Below are 14,907 nucleotides of genomic sequence, written 5' to 3' on the forward strand. Positions count from 1 at the left end.
CCGTCGAGGACCCAACGAGGAGTGGCAGATGCAACACCACTGGCAGGCGGTGGAACCGCGGTACGAGCCGGACTACGACGTGCTCGCCAGACGGCTGCCGCAGTTGGCGAACGAACCGTACGAGGGCGGCGCGTGGGTGATCGTCGAGCCGGGCCGGACGATGTCCGAGCACGTCAACCCCGATCACGAGTCCGAGATCTTCTTCTTCGTGGACGGCAACGGCGTGATGCGGGTGGCGGACCAGGACTACCGGGTCGGGCCCGGCGACATCGTGATCATCCCGCCCGACCAGAAACACTCCCTGACCAACGATGGCACCGCCCCGCTGCGGTCGCTGGCCCTGTGGTGGGGAGCCGAGCACGCTGAGGAGGAAAGCCGATGACCGTAGCGGCGCCGGTGGGTCTCCTGCCGGAATACGACGACCTGCTGCGTCCGGACCTGATCGCCGACCCGTACGAGGTCTACGCCCGGTGGCGGCAGATCGATCCGGTGCACTGGAACGCGCACCTGGACGCCTGGCTGCTGCTGCGCTACGACGACGTGGTCAGCGGCCTGAGCCAGCCGGACCTGCTGTCCTCGGACCGGACCGAGGCGTTCACCGCGCACCTGTCGGAGGCGGAGAAGGAGAAGTTCCACGCCTTCATCGCGGTCCGCAAGCGGATGCTGCTGTACAACGACCCGCCCCGGCACACCCGGTTGCGCCGACCGGTGCAGCGCGGGATGGGCGTACGGCTGGTCAACACGATGCGACCGAAGATCCAGCGGATCGCCGACGACCTGGTGGACGACGTCATCGAGCGCGGCGAGATGGACGGCATCCAGGACATCGGTTACCGCCTGCCGGTGATCGTGAACTCCGAGCTGATCGGCGTGCCGCCGGCCGACCGGGAGAAGGTCAAGGACTGGACCGCGGACTTCATCGCGGCGATCAACGCGGGCGGCGCGAACGTCGGCACCAACGACCTGGAACGCGGCCAGAACGCGGTGCTGGCGATGGGCGAGTACTTCCCCGAGCTCGCCCGGCGCAAGCGGGAGGAGCCCGGTGAGGACCTGTTGTCCTCCCTGGTCCACCGCCAGGAGCAGCCGATCGGCGACGACGACCTCATCGCCACCTGCATCGTGCTGATGTTCGCCGGTCTGGAGACCGCGCTGAATCTCGTCGGCAACGGGCTGCTCGCGCTGCTGCGGCACGAGGACCAGCTGCGGCAGCTGCGGGCCGACCCGTCGCTGACGCCCAACGCGGTGGAGGAGATCCTCCGCTACGACGGTCCGCTGCACCTGGTGGGACGCCGGGCGACCCGCACGTTCGAGTTGCGCGGCCGGACCATCCGGGCCGACGACAAGGTGCTGGTGATGCTCGGCGCGGCCAACCGCGATCCGGAGATGTTCCCCGAGCCCGACCGGCTGGACATCCACCGCCATCCCAACCAGCACGTGTCGTTCAGCCACGGTGTCCACTACTGTCCGGGCGCGGAGCTGTCCCGCATCCTCGGGCAGGCCGCCTTCGACACCATCCTGCGGCGGATGCCGGACCTGCGGCTCGGCGACGGCGAGCTGGAGTACCAGCCCAACCTGTCGTTCCGGGGGCTGCGCACGCTGCCGCTGCGGTTCACGCCCGGTCCCCGGGTGGCGACCCGGTGACCACAACGGCCGACGTCGTCGTCATCGGCGCGGGGGTGGTGGGCGCGAGCATCGCCTACCACCTCGCCGCGACCGGCGCGCGGGTGGTCGTCCACGAGGCGGGCGCGATCGCCTCGGCCGGGTCGACGGTCAGCTCCGCGGGGCAGGTCCGGATGTACCACCCCGACCCGGCCGACGCCGAACTGGCCGTGCGCAGCCTGCCCACGTTCCTGAACTGGTCGGACACCGTGGGCGGCTCCTGCGGATTCCAGCGGACCGGGTTCGTGTTCCTGGCCCGCGCCGGCCGGGGCGCCGACGTGGCGGGCGTGGTGGACTGGCTGTCCGGGCGCGGTGTCGACAGCCAGGTCCTCACCCCGGGACAGTGCCGGCAGCGGTATCCGGCGTTGCTCCTCGACGGAGTGGACACCGTCGCGTACGAGCCGGCCGGCGGGTACGCCGATCCGGCGCGGACCATCCGCAGCCTGCTCGACGCGGCGCGGCGGCACGGTGCCACCGTGCGGGCCGGTGACCCGGTGCGGTCGCTGATCCACCGGGCCGGTGTGGTCACCGGGGTCCGCTCGGCGACGTCGGAAACCCATGCCCGGCACGTGGTGGTCGCGACCGGGACCTGGGCCCCGGACCTGCTCACCGACCCGCCGGTGTCGCTGCCGCTGCTGTCCAGGGCGGTCGGCTGGTGCGTGGTGGCCACCTCCACCGTGCCGGCCTCCACCGGCCCGGCGGAGGCCGGGCCGGTGCCGGTCACCATCGACGACGGGGCGGGCACCTATTTCCGGCCGGACGGCCCGGGCCGGGTGCTGCTGCGGGCGGTGCTCGACGGCACCACGGTCAGCCCGGGGGAGGGGACCGTCCCGCCGGACGTCGTCGCGGCCTCCGTGCGGCGCGCCGGCCGGCGGCTGGCGGCCGTCCGGGAGGCACCGCTGCTGGGCACGCGCGTCGAGTACGAGGCGTACACGCCGGACGAGCGACCGCTGATCGGGCCGGTGGCCGAGGTCGGCGGGCTCTACCTGGCGACCGGCTTCAGCGGTGGCGGGTTCAAGGCGGCACCGGCGGTCGGTGAACTGGTGGCCGCCGAGCTGCGCGACGGGGAGGTCCGCGAGGAACTCGCCCGGTACCGGCTGGACAGATTCGACCACGCGACACGGTCGTGAACTGAGCCACGGCGCAGTGGCTCACAAAACGGAAGAAGACAGACGATGATTCGTCACCTCAGAGACCTGCTGACCGTGCCTCGCGCGTTCACCGGCGCGGTGCGCGACGGGCTTGACCGCATGCGCGAGGACATTCAGGTGGTGCGGGAGAAGGATCCCGCCGCGAGTTCCACCATCGAGGTACTGCTGTACCCGCACATCCACGCCCTGTGGCTGCATCGCGTGGCACACCTCGGTTACCGGCGTGGCCACCGGACGACCGCGCGCGCCATCGCCCTGTTCGGCCGGTTCGTCTCCGGTGGCATCGACATCCATCCGGGGGCGCGCATCGGCCGGCGGTTCTTCATCGACCACGGCGCCGGTGTCGTCATCGGGGAGCACGTGGAGATCGGTACGGACGTGATGCTGTACCACCTGGTGACGCTCGGCTCGATCGGCTGGTGGCGGGACATCGCCCGGGGCCCGGGGGCCAAGCGGCACCCGACCGTCGGCGACAGCGTCGTGCTCGGTACGGCGGCGACGGTCCTGGGACCGGTCACCATCGGCGCGGGCAGCCGGGTCGGCTCGCACGCCGTGGTGCTCAGCACCCTCCCGCCGGGTTCGCGGGTGCCGACCGGGCAGGTCGTCCGGGCCGGACGGTCCCAACCCGGGGGCCAGGACGCGGTGGACACCGTCGACGGGATGCCGCCCGAGGAGCCGTTGAACGGCTTCCAGCCGGATCTCAACGGAATCCGCCCCCACCTGATCGAGACCGGAAGGAGCAAGGACCATGGCTGACCTGACCGGGCACGTTCTGGTCAACTGCGCCCCACCCAACCCGAACGGGGATCTCCACCTGGGCCACCTGTCCGGGCCGTTCCTGGGCGCGGACGTGCTGCGTCGGCACCTGGCCTCGCGGGGGGTGCCCGCCAGCTACGTCAGCTACACCGACGACCACTCCTGCTACGTGCCCCGCCGGGCCGCCGAACTCGGCTGGACCCCGCGGGAGACGGCGTTCCGCTTCACCCGTCGCATCGAGCAGACCCTCGCGTTGGCGGGCATGTCACCCGACTGCTACTCACACCCCCACCGCGAGCCGCGGCACGACGACACGGTCCAGCGGCAGTTCCTGCGGCTGCGCGACCGTGGCGCCGTGGTGGAACGGACCATGCCGACGCCGTACTGCCTGGTGTGCGAGCACTTCGTGTACGAGGCGTACCTGCGGGGGCGGTGCCGGTTCTGCGGCCTGCCCTGCGACGGCACCTACTGCGAGGACTGCGGCTACCCGCAGGACCCCGAGGGGGTACGGGAGGGAAGGTGCATCACCTGCGGCACCGAGCCGGTCTGGCGGGACAGCCGCCGCTGGGTGGTGCCGCTGGGCGAGTACACCGACCGCCTGGCCCGGCTGTACGAGGGCGCGGAGTGGTCGCAGCGGGTCCTCGACTACTGCGAGAAGCTGCTCGCCAGCGGGCTGCCCGACGTCCCGATCAGCCGGATCGACGGGTACGGCATCCCGGTGCCGTTGACCGGTTGGGAGGGGCACGTCCTCGACACCTGGTTCAGCGGGATCTTCGGATACCAGGCGGCCACGGACGGTCACAACGCGGCCCTCGGTCTCCCGGGCGAGGGGCAGCGGCTCTGGTCGGATCCCGGCACCACCCTCGTCCAGTTCATCGGCTTCGACTGCAGCTTCTCCCACGCGGTGCTGTGGCCCGCGCTGTTGATCGCGCTCGACCAGCCCGTCCTGCCCCGGCACATCGTCAGCAACGAGTTCTACTACCTGGAGGGGGAGAAGTTCTCCACCAGCCGGGGACACGCCATCTGGGGCGCCGACTTCCTCAACGAGATGCCGGCCGACGCGGTCCGGTTCCATCTCTGCCGCACCCGGCCGGAGTCCGACCAGACCAACTTCCGGCGCGCGGAGTTCGACCGCACCCTGCGGGAGGTGCTGTCCGGGTTGGACGGTTGGACCGGCGGTTTCGTCGAACTCCTGGCCGAGGCGTCCGGGTCCGTCGTGCCGGACGTCGCGGTGGCCGACCACCCGGGCCAACTGCGCGGGCTGGCCGACCGGCTCCGGACGGAGACCGCGGCGGCGCTGGACCCGGCCCGGTTCTCCCCGCGGCGCGCCGCGGCCGTCGTGGTGGAGACCATCGAGCGGGCCGGGGCCGAGCTGCGTACCCTGCGGGCCGGTACGCGCGGCGACGGTCCGGAGGTGTCCCGCGCGCTGGCCGGCCACGCGGAGCTGCTCGCGACGCTCGCCGCCGTGTCGGCGCCGCTGCTGCCGGTCTGGGCCGGCAGCGTGCAGCGCCAGTGGGGTCTGCCCGGCACGGCGGACGGCACACCGGCGTGGCCGGTTCCCGGTACCCGCCTGCTGCCCGGCGGACGTTCGATACCGGCCGGACACCACCCGGCGTTCGGGCGGTCGTGACCCCCGTGTCGACGGGCTCCCGGGTCGACGGCTCGGTGGCGGTCGCGCTGGCCGGCACCGTCGTCGGGGTCGGCGCGCTGTTCCTGCCCGGGTACGCCCGCGCCGGCCTCGCGGGGAACGCGCCGATCGCCTGGGCGTACCAGCTGGTCTGCGGCGGGTTGCTGGTCGTCGGGCTGGCCCTCGCGCGCCGGGTCGCCCGGCCCGGCGTGCCGGTGGCCGAGCTGGCGGCGGCCATCCTGGGCAGCGTCGCGGGTCGGGCGGTGCGGTGGTGGTACCTGGTCGGGGTGAGCGTGGGGCAGGGCGTCGTCGCCGTCGTCGGCGGGTGGTTCGCCGCCTCGGCGCTCGATTGGCCCACGGCCTGGCCGGTCGCCGCCGCGCTGGTCCTGGCGGTGGCCGCCGCGCTGGCGTCGGCCGGCTGGTCGGGGGCGACCGTGCCGGCCCCGGTGACGCTGGTGGTCACCGCGCTGACCGGGTTGCTGGTCGCCGGCCTGACGCCGGCGCCGGACGGGTCTGTCCCGCCGGCCGGTGGGCTCGCCGCGATCGGCGGGGTGACGTTCATGCTGCTGTTCGCGTTCGTCGGGTGGGAGGCGACCGCCCGGCTGGTACGCCCCTCGGCCGCCAACCGGGTCGGCCTCGGTCTCGGCGTCGTGCTGGTGGCCGTGGTGTATCTCGGCACGGCGGTGCTGGCCGGCGCGGACGCCGGTGGGTGGCGGCCGGGCTGGGCCGCCCGGGTGGGCGCGGGGCTCGCCGCCCTGCTCTGCACCGTGGCCTGTGTCCGCAACCTCACCACGGTCGCCGCGCTCGGCACGACGGTGTTCCCCCGGTCCCGTACCGCGGCGGGCCGGTTGGGGGTGACGGCCGTCGGCGCCGTGGTGGCCGGCCTCGGGCTGGCGCTGGTCGCCACGCACCACCTGAGCGTCGTCGATGTGCTGGCGGTGCCGAACGCGATGGCCCTCGCCGTGTTCCTGACCGCGGCGGTGACCGTGCTGCGGACCGGTCCGGCCGTGGCCCGGGGGTGTGCCGCCCTCGCCCTGCTCGGCTACGCGGTTCTCGTGCCGTTCGGCTGGCCGGCCGTCCTGCTGCCGGTGTCGTTGCTGCTGGTCACCGCGCTGCGGGCCGCCGTGCCACGGCGGGCCGGGCCGTGGACCGTACGGCCGGTCCGAACTTCCGATCATCCAAGCTAGACCACCACTGCCAGGAGGTTGACGTGCCACTGATCACAAGGGGTTCGCTGGATCAGTTCACCGCATCCGCCACCGACCCGCGGGTGCGTGACCAGGGCCTCGTGGATGCCCACTCGTTCGCGGTGTTCCGGGAGGTGACCCGGCAGTTGCAGCCCGTGGCTCTCGACTTCACCCGGTCCATCGCCGCGCGGGGACTGGAACTGTCCGACGTCGAGCTGCGGCCGGACAGCCGGGTCATGCTGCGGCGGGTCGGCGAGGTGGACCACCCGGTGTACCTGCTCGGCTGGTGGTGGGACCTGGCTGGCGGCGGCCCCACGGTGGTCCCGGCGCCGGCCGACGCCAAGGACTGGTCGCTGTCGCTGGACGCGGACGGTGTCCGGCGACTGCCCGGCCCGGTGCGCCTGGCCGACCCGGACCGGCCGGTCGTGGGCGGTCTGGCGGTCCGGTTGATCCCCTGGCAGGCCGAGCCCGGGACGGACCCGGCGGCGCTCGTCAGCGAGGTGGCGGAGGCCATGCGGCACACCACGCTGGCCGGCACCCTGGACATGCTCAGCGCGGCGTCGCACACCACGATGGCGACCGTGATCGCGGTACGTCAGGCCGCGGCGGCCCTCGGTCCGGAGATCGCGCCGGTGCTGCGCGCGCTGTGCGGCGACTACATCGATCTCTTCGAGGGCTTCTACCCGGCGGCCGGACCGGAATCCGTCGCGGAGCGCAACGAGGGATACCAGAGCGTTGTCACGCTGCGCGCGTTGGCCGGGTAGCGCGTCGGCATGACTATTCGATTTGTGAAATTGCACAGCGGTGGACGAAGCTTTCTGGTGGTCAATGTCGTGGACAGCCACGGGGAGGAGGGCAAGAATCTGGCCTTGGCGCTCTGCGGTGAGCTGGTGGGCGGGGCCGGATTGGCAACGATACGTAATGATGGATTGATTGGATTTCGGATCGAATGCTTTCAACCGGATGGTTCACCCCTGTGGCCCGACGGGGTCCTCGGCGGCCCGTTCATCGCCTGCGCCGCCTACGGCATCCATGATCGATACGGGCTGCGCGACCCCGTGTTGCTCTGGCACAAGCAGCGTCACGCAGCAGAGGTACGAAAAAATGTGGTACGGATCACGGCCGCCCCGGGCCCGGCCGGTGTCCGCCCCAACCCGGGCCGTTCGCGCAGTTACCCAGTGGTAGCGCTCTTCGAAGGCGAGGTCACCTGGCCACCACCGCGGTTGGGTTCCGCGGGTGCGTTTTCATGATTAAGAACCGAAATGTCCATTGACGTGTTACAATTTGAATGCAGTCCGGTTACTGACTCTTGCTACTATCGATGAATGCGTTCACGATCGATCATCCCATTGAATGCAGGAGCCGTTGAGCACGGGGGAAGTGATCTGGACTTCGGTGGTCCAGGCGCGGGGTGGACGACCATTCACAGACCGTGGCTCGGGACGCGACAAACCTCATCGTTACCAGTGGCTGCGCCGCTCGACCCCCGGCTGATCGACTCGCAGCGGTGGATCGACTCGCAGCGACCAGTCGGCTCGGATCGGGAGTGCCGCTGATGGCCCTGTCGTCCGGCACGCTGACCGTCGTTGTCTTCCACGAGTTCGACCTCACCCGCGCCGGCCTGCGGGCGGTCATCGACGCCGAGCCTGACCTGGCCGTCCTCGGGGACACCGGGCAGGTCGACCAGATGGTCGGGATGGTCGGCCAACTCCGTCCCGATGTGTTGATCACCTCCCTGGGCGCGATCGACGAGTTCGGACCCTCCGGCCGGCTACGCGACTACTGGCGCCGCCGGCCGCCGGTGGTTGTCCTCGTCGACGACTGCGACGAACCCGCGCTGATCCGGACCCTGCGTCTCGGGCTGCGCGGGATCGTCCGCAACGACCACCTGGGGCGCTTCGTCGTCGACGCCGTCCGGGCCGTCGCACAGGGGGACGCCTTCCTGGCGCCCGCGGCCACATCCTTCCTGCTCGATCGGCTGGTCGAGTCCCTCCCGGACGCCGAGGCCGTGAGCCGGATCCAACACGCCGAACTGACCAGCCGCGAACGGGAGGTGCTGCGCCTGGTTGCCGAGGGCCTGACCACGAGCGAGATGGCGATCAAGCTCGGCGTGACGGCGGGCACGGTCAAGTCGCACCTTTCCCGGGTGCTCGGCAAACTCGGGATGCGCGAGCGGGGCCAGGCCGCCGCGCTCGCCCACCGGGCACGCATCACTCATGACGGGAAGGCGTCCGCCCTGCGGCGCCGGGCCGGGTAGCCGGGCTCGCCACCGCCGCCACCCGTTCACTCGCCCCGACGGTCGGAGCCGACTCCGCCGGGGAGAAGACGACGAAGACGTCGAGGTCTTCGGTGATCGTGTGGAAGCGGTGCTCCACCCCGGCGGTCACGTACACCACCGAACCCGGCCCGACCGCGGTGTCCCGCTCGCCGACCGTCATCCGTGCCTGCCCGCGCAGCACCAGGTACAGCTCGTCCTCCTGGTGTGGACGTTGCGGGTCGGTACCACCGGCCGGCAGGCGGTAGATCCCCGCGCTCATCGCGGCGGTGCGGAGGAATTCCAGGTAGGGCGGTGATCCCCCGCTCCACGACCGGATGAGTTCGTCGACCTCGTGCAGTTCCATCAGCTCTCCACGGTCTGGCTGACCGGCAGCGGCCGGGCGTCCTCCCGGGGCGGCCGGCCGCGCCGGCTCCACCGCCGGTAGGCCAGGGCGAGCGCGGCGACGATGAGCGGGATGACGAGAGCCACCCCGGCGAACGGCAACAGCACGACGCACAGCAGCGCGGCGATGGTGGCGAGAACCCGGCGGCCTCCGGTCAGCAGTCGCATCCCGGCCAGCATCGCCGCGATGTAGGTGAGGATGACCAGGGAGGTGGGCACCTTCAGCAACGCCTCGGGTCCCCAGTCCAGCAGGTAGCTCGCCAGCAGGCAGAGCCCCGCGTACCCGCCGACGATCAGCACGGACGTGAGTGGAACTCCGCGACCGCTGACCGTGGCCAGTGGCCGGGGGAACGCGCCGTCCCGGCCCAGGGCGTAACCCAGTCGGGACGTGGCGGCCACGAAGGCGTTCGCGGTGCCCACCGCGATCAGCAGGGCGATCGTCGAGGCGATCGCGCCGACGGCGGAGGTCGACGATCCCGCCAGCAGCCGGGCGATCACGGTCCGGTTCAGTTCGTCGGTGCCGTAGGTGCCGGTACCGATGGCCGCGACGGCGACCCCGGCGAAGAGCACGGTGATCAACGCGACGCTGATCACCGTGCTGCGCGGGACGTCCCGGGCCGGGTCCCGGAACTCCTCGCTCAGATGCGTGATCGCTTCCCAGCCGAAGAACGCGAAGAAGAGGATGACGCCGGCCGAGCCGACCGCGGTCCAACCGTGCGGCGCGAACGGCGTCCAGCGTTCGGCCTCCATCTGCGGCACGGCGACCAGGACCGCGGCCACCAGCAGGACCGCGACCGTGGCGCTGAACAGCAGCTGCAGGCGCGCGCTGACCCGCAGGCCCCAGGCGTTGGACAGGGTGGCGACGGCCAGGATGGCGGCGGACAGCACGTAGATCCCGCCGTTGCCCAGCCCGAGGTACGGCCCGGCGTAGTAGGCACCGGTCAGGGCGACGAGCGCCTGCGCGGTGGCCGCGCCGATGAAGTAGAACCATCCCGCCACCGCGCCGGCGGCCTCGCCGAAGGCGCGGGTGACGTAGGTGGCCACTCCGCCGGCGTCCGGGATGCGGCTGGCCAGAGCGGCGAAGGTCAGCGCCAGCGGGATCCCGAGCATGGCGTCGAAGAGCCAGGCCACCACGGACGCGGGGCCGGCCATCGTCGCGCTCACACCCGGCAGCAACAGCACGCCCGCACCGATCACCGCGCCGAGATAGAGCGCGACCCCCTGGGGAAGAGAGATCGTCCGCCGCAGTTGATCTTGCTGCATCTGCTCCTCCTCGGGGACGATGCCATTGCGCTTCGCGGAGCATACAGTTGAGGTCGGCCCGGGTTCAACACTAGCTAACGGAGTTGCAGGTGTCGCAGATGGACGAGCGTCCGGTTGACCTGGGGCGGATCCAGGACTTTGTCAACACGCTTGATCTGCGCCGGTTCGTCCGGCACGGCCGGCCGCTACAGGCGGGCGACGCGCTGTCCACACCCGCCGCGCTCGCCGACTGGCTCGTCGCGGCGGGTCTGCTGCCCGGTCCGGCGACCGCCGATGACTCGGACCTCCGGCTGGCCCACACCCTCCGCGCCATGCTGCGGGCGGCGACCGTCCAACCCGGCGAGCCGACGCGGGAGCCGCCTGATGCGCGGCCGTCTGCGCTGGAGCCGCTGGCGCCGGCGGCCCTGGACCAACTGCTGCGCGTCCGCTTCCCGCCGCACGCGGCACCGACCCTGCTTCCCGCCGTCTCCGGCGTAGCGGGAGCCCTCGCGCTGATCCTCGCCGGTGCGGTGGCTGCCGGCGTGAACGGTAGCTGGCGGCGGCTGAAGATGTGTCCCGCGCCGGACTGCCAGTGGGTGTTCCACGACCGTTCACGACCGGGCAACGGACGCTGGTGCGACCCCGACCGGTGCGGCAATCGGATGAAGACCCGTGCCTACCGGGTCCGGGCCGCGAGCAGGAAGGTCCGATGACCGGTGCGGAGCGGGTGGGTCAGCCGGCCGCCCACCTGCGCACGTGCTCTGGTACGGGAATGCCCTCCGGCATCCGCGGATCGGGAACCGGGGTCCCCCAGGAGACCGTCCGGGGTACGACGCCGGCCCAGATCGGCAGCGCGTAGTCGTCCTCGTCGTCGATCGGCGGTCCCTGGCGGATCTTGACTGATGCCTCGGTCAGGGGCAGGGCGAGCACGAGCGTGGCGGCCAACTCCTTACGGGTCGGTGCCCGCACCGCCGTCCACTGTCCAGGGGCGAGCTGTTCGGAGATCGCCCGCAGCCCGGCCAGCTGCTCGTCCGGATCGGTCACCTGCCGGACCACCCCGTAGATCATCGCCGACCGGTAGTTGACGGACTGGTTGAACGCCGAGCGCGCCAGGACGATGCCGTCGAGATGGGTCACGGTCACGCAGACCTGCTCGGCATGGCGCAGTGACCGCGCGCCACTCGATCCGTGCAGGAAGAGCGTGTCGTCGATCCGGCCGTACCCGGTCGGCACCACCATCGGCGCGCCGTCGATGACGAGTCCGAGATGGCAGATCAGGCCGGCGTCGAGGACCGCGTACAGGTCGGCGGGATCGGTGCGCCCCCGCTCCTTGGCGCGACGCAGCGTCGTGCGTTCGGTCGCAGATAGCATTCTCACAACGTAGGGAGAGGATCGGTGCGGCGCCACCCAACAGGTCAGCGGTGCTGGAGGAAGTCGAGCACCCGCCGGGTGAGCAGGGCGGCGGCCTCCGGGTCGTACGACGGCAGGCTGGAGTCGGCGAACAGGTGCCGGTCGCCGGGATAGAGGAAGAGTTCGGCCTGGTCGGTCGAGCCGACCAGGGCGCGGGCCGCGTCCAGGTCGCCGTCCTCCTCCGTGAACAACGGGTCGGCGTCCATCCCATGGACCTGCACCGGTACGCCGTCCGGCCAGGCGGTCCCGAACTCCGAGACGGGCAGGCACCCGTCGACCAGCAACGCCCCGCGGGCGCCGGGCCGGGTCTGCGCCAGCTTCTGCGCCGGCATGACCCCCAGGGAGAAGCCGGCGTAGACCACCTCGGCGGGAAGCTCGTCGGCGGTCCGTACACCCCGGTCGAGCAGGTCGTCGAAGCCGACCTGCCGGGCGTACCCGATGCCCTCGTCCAGGCCGTCGAAGGTACGGCCGTCGTACAGGTCGGGCGTGTGCACGGTGTGCCCGGCCTTCCGCAGCTCGTCGGCGAAGGCGTGGAAGCCCTCGGTCTGCCCTTGCGCGTGGTGGAACAACAGCACCCCAGCCATGTGACCCTCCTCGGTCTCGTCCCGGTCGCCCTTCGGGCGGCCGGCGGCTCATCGGTCCCGCGCACGAGCCGGCGCCGATCTTGCCCGAACCCTCCGACACTTTGTGCCATCCGCCTCGACCCGGTGGATGAGCGGGCTGTGGCCCGCTACCGGCTGCCGACACCGATGGGCGCTCCGAGGCGCTCCGACGGCGATCATGGTCGCCACGCCGTCGGGCGGTCTCGTCTGATGAGCGGTTGGCCGCTGTTGGGGAAGAAAAAATGGCTTTGCTGCCTGTATGACCGTTTTGTACCTATACGATAACGATCGCGTATAGCTGAGGGGACGGGCGAACGCGATTGGACGGCCGCGCTGGAGGGGAACCGTGGGGAAGAGGAAGGTACGGAACCGGCAAGCAAGCCCCAAACAGGTCACGGCCGTCTCGGGTCTGAGTTCGCTTCTCATGATGGCCGGAATGACCGCAGGTGTCAGCCCTGCTCACGCGGCCGAGGTGGTTCACCGGGCCCGCGCGGAGCGTGCCCAGCTCGGTACGCCTGGGCCGTTCGGGCAACTGCGCGCCTGGCAGCCCTCCGTGCCCCTCGTGCGAGACGATGGCCCCGACGGATGGATCGGGCCACAGGGCTGGCAGTGGCAGGACAATGGGCCGGATTGGCACGGCCGCGGCGGCAAGGTAGGTCCGCAGGGTGCGCAGGGTGCGCAGGGTGCGCAGGGCGTTCAGGGTGCTACCGGTGCTCAAGGCACGCAGGGCTTCCAGGGTGATACCGGTGCTCAGGGCGATACCGGTGCGCAGGGTTTCCAGGGCGATACCGGTGCGCAGGGTGCGCAGGGTTTCCAGGGCGATACGGGTGCGCAGGGTGCGCAGGGCGCTACCGGTGCTCAAGGCACGCAGGGTTTCCAGGGGACGCAGGGTTTCCAGGGCGATATGGGCGCTCAGGGTGCCCAGGGTGATGTCGGTGCTCAAGGTGCGCAGGGTGCGCAGGGTTTCCAGGGGACGCAGGGTTTCCAGGGCGATATGGGCGCTCAGGGCGCCCAGGGTGATACCGGTGCGCAGGGCGTTCAGGGTGCTACCGGTGCTCAAGGCACGCAGGGCTTCCAGGGTGATACCGGTGCTCAGGGTGCGCAGGGCTTCCAGGGGACGCAGGGCGTGCAGGGCGCTATCGGTGCTCAGGGTCCGCAGGGTTTCCAGGGCGATACGGGTGCTCAGGGTGCGCAGGGTTTCCAGGGCGATACGGGCGCTCAAGGCGCGCAGGGCTTCCAGGGGGATACCGGTGCGCAGGGCGCTACTGGTGCTCAGGGTGCGCAGGGCGTTCAGGGCGCTACTGGTGCTCAGGGTGCGCAGGGTTTCCAGGGCGATACGGGTGCGCAGGGTGCGCAGGGTGATACCGGTGCCCAAGGCACGCAGGGCTTCCAGGGGGATACCGGCGCGCAGGGTGCGCAGGGCGCTACCGGTGCTCAAGGCACGCAGGGTTTCCAGGGGACGCAGGGTTTCCAGGGCGATATGGGCGCTCAGGGCGCCCAGGGTGATATCGGTGCTCAAGGTGCGCAGGGTGCGCAGGGTGCGCAGGGTTTCCAGGGCGATACGGGTGTGCAGGGCGCTACCGGTGCCCAGGGCGCGCAGGGCTTCCAGGGCGATACCGGCGCTCAGGGTGCGCAGGGTTTCCAGGGCGATACGGGCGCTCAGGGCGCCCAGGGTGATACCGGTGCGCAGGGTGCGCAGGGCGTTCAGGGTGCTACCGGTGCTCAAGGCACGCAGGGTTTCCAGGGCGATACGGGCGCGCAGGGTGCGCAGGGTGCGCAGGGTGATACCGGCGCTCAGGGTTCGCAGGGTTTCCAGGGGACGCAGGGCGTGCAGGGTGCTACTGGTGCTCAGGGTGCGCAGGGCTTCCAGGGCGATACGGGTGCGCAGGGTGCGCAGGGTGCGCAGGGTGATACCGGCGCTCAGGGTTCGCAGGGTTTCCAGGGGACGCAGGGCGTGCAGGGTGCTACCGGTGCTCAAGGCACGCAGGGCTTCCAGGGCGATACGGGTGCTCAGGGTGCGCAGGGTTTCCAGGGGACGCAGGGCGTTCAGGGCGCTACTGGTGCTCAGGGTGCGCAGGGTTTCCAGGGCGATACGGGTGAGCAGGGCGCTACCGGTGCGCAGGGTGCGCAGGGTTTCCAGGGGACGCAGGGTGTTCAGGGTGCTACTGGTGCTCAGGGTCCGCAGGGTTTCCAGGGGACGCAGGGCGTGCAAGGCGCTACCGGTGCTCAGGGTCCGCAGGGTTTCCAGGGCGTTACGGGTGCGCAGGGCGTTCAGGGTGCTACTGGTGCTCAGGGTCCGCAGGGTTTCCAGGGCCCACAGGGTGCGCAGGGTGCTCAGGGCGCGCAGGGCGCGCAGGGCGCCGGCTTCGGCAGCGCGTACATCCGGACGGCCTCGGTGGGTTCCGGCACCCAGAACATCAGCTGCGACGCGGGCGACGTCGCTACGGGTGGTGGCTTCAACAATCCCACCGGATCGATTCTCGCTAGTCGCCCGATCCCTGGGACGAACGGTTCTCTGCCGACCGGATGGCAGGCCAACTTCACGAACGCCGGCAATGACATCTACGTCGTGTGCGCGAACGTCACGCCGTGATCCCGAGGCAAGCCGACAGGA

Annotated in this window: 16 protein-coding genes; 11 read left to right on the plus strand and 5 right to left on the minus strand. The window is 71.2% G+C overall.

From position 1 onward, the window contains the following. Positions 1-28: 28 nt before the first annotated feature. The 9 genes from ACXN5W_RS14455 to ACXN5W_RS14495 all read left to right on the plus strand — a co-directional run bounded on the left by ACXN5W_RS14455 (position 29) and on the right by ACXN5W_RS14495 (position 8,637). Positions 29-382 carry a cupin domain-containing protein gene (locus tag ACXN5W_RS14455; RefSeq protein WP_473158780.1) on the plus strand — a complete coding sequence of 118 codons (354 nt, stop codon included), beginning with the start codon at positions 29-31 and terminating at the stop codon, positions 380-382. Next, positions 379-1,641, plus strand: coding sequence for a cytochrome P450 (locus ACXN5W_RS14460; protein ID WP_473158781.1), 1,263 nt, complete (start codon positions 379-381; stop codon positions 1,639-1,641). The genes ACXN5W_RS14455 and ACXN5W_RS14460 overlap by 4 nt, the downstream gene beginning before the upstream one ends. Next, positions 1,638-2,789 (plus strand): NAD(P)/FAD-dependent oxidoreductase, encoded by a 1,152-nt coding sequence (locus tag ACXN5W_RS14465; RefSeq protein WP_473158782.1) that lies wholly within the window; start codon positions 1,638-1,640, stop codon positions 2,787-2,789. The genes ACXN5W_RS14460 and ACXN5W_RS14465 overlap by 4 nt, the downstream gene beginning before the upstream one ends. Positions 2,790-2,834: 45 nt before the next feature. Then, on the plus strand, positions 2,835-3,566 hold the full coding sequence (gene epsC, locus ACXN5W_RS14470) for a serine O-acetyltransferase EpsC (RefSeq protein WP_473158783.1): 732 nt from the start codon (positions 2,835-2,837) through the stop codon (positions 3,564-3,566). After that, positions 3,559-5,196 carry a class I tRNA ligase family protein gene (locus ACXN5W_RS14475; RefSeq protein WP_473158784.1) on the plus strand — a complete coding sequence of 546 codons (1,638 nt, stop codon included), beginning with the start codon at positions 3,559-3,561 and terminating at the stop codon, positions 5,194-5,196. The genes epsC and ACXN5W_RS14475 overlap by 8 nt, the downstream gene beginning before the upstream one ends. 5 nt (positions 5,197-5,201) lie before the next feature. Beyond that, complete coding sequence (locus ACXN5W_RS14480) at positions 5,202-6,380, plus strand: hypothetical protein (RefSeq protein WP_473158785.1); 1,179 nt, start codon at positions 5,202-5,204, stop codon at positions 6,378-6,380. Between the two features lie 23 nt (positions 6,381-6,403). Then, complete coding sequence (locus ACXN5W_RS14485) at positions 6,404-7,144, plus strand: hypothetical protein (RefSeq protein ID WP_473158786.1); 741 nt, start codon at positions 6,404-6,406, stop codon at positions 7,142-7,144. Between the two features lie 9 nt (positions 7,145-7,153). Next, entirely contained in the window at positions 7,154-7,630 is a 477-nt protein-coding gene (locus ACXN5W_RS14490; RefSeq protein ID WP_473158787.1) for a hypothetical protein, read from the plus strand. 257 nt (positions 7,631-7,887) lie between these two features. Further along, complete coding sequence (locus ACXN5W_RS14495) at positions 7,888-8,637, plus strand: LuxR C-terminal-related transcriptional regulator (RefSeq protein WP_473158788.1); 750 nt, start codon at positions 7,888-7,890, stop codon at positions 8,635-8,637. Here the strand turns inward: ACXN5W_RS14495 and ACXN5W_RS14500 are convergent. Together ACXN5W_RS14500 and ACXN5W_RS14505 are read right to left on the minus strand one after the other, a co-directional pair. Next, complete coding sequence (locus tag ACXN5W_RS14500; RefSeq protein ID WP_473158789.1) at positions 8,591-9,001, minus strand: cupin domain-containing protein; 411 nt, start codon at positions 8,999-9,001, stop codon at positions 8,591-8,593. The genes ACXN5W_RS14495 and ACXN5W_RS14500 overlap by 47 nt on opposite strands. Then, entirely contained in the window at positions 9,001-10,302 is a 1,302-nt protein-coding gene (locus tag ACXN5W_RS14505) for an APC family permease (protein WP_473158790.1), read from the minus strand. The genes ACXN5W_RS14500 and ACXN5W_RS14505 overlap by 1 nt, the downstream gene beginning before the upstream one ends. A 98-nt stretch (positions 10,303-10,400) precedes the next feature. Between ACXN5W_RS14505 and ACXN5W_RS14510 the strand changes: the two genes are divergently transcribed. After that, positions 10,401-10,994 (plus strand): CGNR zinc finger domain-containing protein, encoded by a 594-nt coding sequence (locus ACXN5W_RS14510; protein WP_473158791.1) that lies wholly within the window; start codon positions 10,401-10,403, stop codon positions 10,992-10,994. A 19-nt stretch (positions 10,995-11,013) separates the two neighbouring features. On the opposite strand, the gene ACXN5W_RS14515 is transcribed toward ACXN5W_RS14510, so the two are convergent. The 3 genes from ACXN5W_RS14515 to ACXN5W_RS14525 form a co-directional block, all read right to left on the minus strand. Continuing rightward, the gene (locus ACXN5W_RS14515) at positions 11,014-11,652 is read right to left on the minus strand and encodes a pyridoxamine 5'-phosphate oxidase family protein (protein ID WP_473158792.1); all 639 of its coding nucleotides are present in this window, start codon (positions 11,650-11,652) and stop codon (positions 11,014-11,016) included. 44 nt (positions 11,653-11,696) lie between these two features. Beyond that, positions 11,697-12,275 (minus strand): dienelactone hydrolase family protein, encoded by a 579-nt coding sequence (locus ACXN5W_RS14520; RefSeq protein WP_473158793.1) that lies wholly within the window; start codon positions 12,273-12,275, stop codon positions 11,697-11,699. Between the two features lie 292 nt (positions 12,276-12,567). Continuing rightward, positions 12,568-14,505: a hypothetical protein gene (locus ACXN5W_RS14525; RefSeq protein ID WP_473158794.1), complete on the minus strand. Its 1,938-nt coding sequence runs from the start codon at positions 14,503-14,505 to the stop codon at positions 12,568-12,570. Here ACXN5W_RS14525 and ACXN5W_RS14530 point away from each other — a divergent pair. Then, positions 14,500-14,886, plus strand: coding sequence for a hypothetical protein (locus ACXN5W_RS14530; protein WP_473158795.1), 387 nt, complete (start codon positions 14,500-14,502; stop codon positions 14,884-14,886). The genes ACXN5W_RS14525 and ACXN5W_RS14530 overlap by 6 nt on opposite strands. Positions 14,887-14,907: the final 21 nt, after the last annotated feature.

The sequence above is a fragment of the Plantactinospora sp. A48 genome, from assembly GCF_055793945.1.

Bases quoted from the DNA above. Each gene is read 5' to 3' on its own strand.
- ACXN5W_RS14505 (WP_473158790.1), bottom strand. From the start codon at position 10,302: ATGCAGCAAGATCAACTGCGGCGGACGATCTCTCTTCCCCAGGGGGTC.
- ACXN5W_RS14475 (WP_473158784.1), top strand. From the start codon at position 3,559: ATGGCTGACCTGACCGGGCACGTTCTGGTCAACTGCGCCCCACCCAAC.
- ACXN5W_RS14455 (WP_473158780.1), top strand. From the start codon at position 29: ATGCAACACCACTGGCAGGCGGTGGAACCGCGGTACGAGCCGGACTAC.
- ACXN5W_RS14520 (WP_473158793.1), bottom strand. From the start codon at position 12,275: ATGGCTGGGGTGCTGTTGTTCCACCACGCGCAAGGGCAGACCGAGGGC.
- epsC (WP_473158783.1), top strand. From the start codon at position 2,835: ATGATTCGTCACCTCAGAGACCTGCTGACCGTGCCTCGCGCGTTCACC.
- ACXN5W_RS14500 (WP_473158789.1), bottom strand. From the start codon at position 9,001: ATGGAACTGCACGAGGTCGACGAACTCATCCGGTCGTGGAGCGGGGGA.
- ACXN5W_RS14460 (WP_473158781.1), top strand. From the start codon at position 379: ATGACCGTAGCGGCGCCGGTGGGTCTCCTGCCGGAATACGACGACCTG.
- ACXN5W_RS14515 (WP_473158792.1), bottom strand. From the start codon at position 11,652: ATGCTATCTGCGACCGAACGCACGACGCTGCGTCGCGCCAAGGAGCGG.
- ACXN5W_RS14510 (WP_473158791.1), top strand. From the start codon at position 10,401: ATGGACGAGCGTCCGGTTGACCTGGGGCGGATCCAGGACTTTGTCAAC.
- ACXN5W_RS14490 (WP_473158787.1), top strand. From the start codon at position 7,154: ATGACTATTCGATTTGTGAAATTGCACAGCGGTGGACGAAGCTTTCTG.